Source organism: Streptomyces sp. UG1 (genome assembly GCF_049974585.1).
Classification (GTDB): Bacteria; Actinomycetota; Actinomycetes; order Streptomycetales; family Streptomycetaceae; genus Streptomyces.
In genome coordinates, this window is the sequence record NZ_JBNGGG010000145.1 from 1 (window position 1) to 1144 (window position 1144).

Annotated in this window: 1 protein-coding gene; it reads right to left on the reverse strand. The window is 72.3% G+C overall.

The window, feature by feature from the left end:
- Window positions 1-1144: WD40/YVTN/BNR-like repeat-containing protein (locus ACP4J3_RS50725; RefSeq protein WP_426545081.1), on the reverse strand; the 1144-nt coding region annotated here is incomplete at both ends.

Below are 1144 nucleotides of genomic sequence, written 5' to 3' on the forward strand. Positions count from 1 at the left end.
GCTTCAGGTCGCGGGTGCCGTAGATGGTCGCGCCGGTGCCGTAGACGACGTGCCGGGAGTCGAACGGGTCGAGACCGAGAGCCTGGATCCACCAGCCGAACTTGGGCTCGTCGGCGCCCCACTTCAGATACGGCGTCTCGGACACGTCGAGGACGGCCTTGTCCTTCAGGGACGTCCAGGTGCGGCCGCCGTTCGTGGAACGGAAGACGGTGTCGATCTCGGCCCAGCGGTTGTTGGTGGACACCACGAGCGTCCCGGGCCGGCGGGCGTCGACGGCGACACCGCCGTAGCCGAAGGTGTCGGGGGACCCGTCCGTCGCGGTTCCGCCCGGCCTCGCCGGCGTGACGTCGCTCCACTTGCCGTTGACGGTACGCAGTTTGTGCACACTGCCGTCCGACTGCCCGTTGGGACCGGGCGCGTCGGCGTACGTCACATACAGCTCACGGGTGTGGCAGTCGTACGCGGCCCGGATCGGCACCCTGGCAGCGGCGCCGGTGGGCTGCCCGGGGACGGGCTCCCAGGTCCTTCCGTCGGACGTGCGGTACAGGTTGGGGCCATCGGCGGTGCCGTCGGAGTCGCCCCAGCCCGCGTAGACGGTACGGCCGGCGGCGACGAGGAGGGTGACGCCCTGGCCGGTGGCGCTGGGCGTCGCCGGGAAGTCCACCGCCCGCCAAGTGGCGCCCCGGTCGGTCGACTTGAGCAGCCCGTCGTGCCGGGTGCCGAGCCACAGGATGTCGCAGTCCCGCGGGTCGACGAGCAGCCGCTCCCCCGCACCCCGCCCGTCCTCGTTGGCGCCCAGCTTCACGGTGAGGTCGGTGCGCTTCCAGGTGGCCCCGCGGTCCTCGGAGCGCAGTACGGCGCCGTTGCCGGCCCACGACTGGGTATAGGTGCCGAGGGCGAGGTACAGCCGGTTCGGGTGCGCCGGGTCGACGGCCATGGCCTCGACGCCGAGCAGGTTCCAGTCGTCCCAGCCGAGATGGTCGGTCAGCGGGATCCACCGGCCGGTGCGGTCGTCCCAGCGGTAGGCACCGCCGATGTCGGTGCGGGCGTAGGCGAGCCCGCGGACGGAGGGGTGGAACAGAATGCCGGTGACGAAACCGGTACCGCCCATGACGGCGGTGCGCCAGCGGTAGGCCGGGGTGGC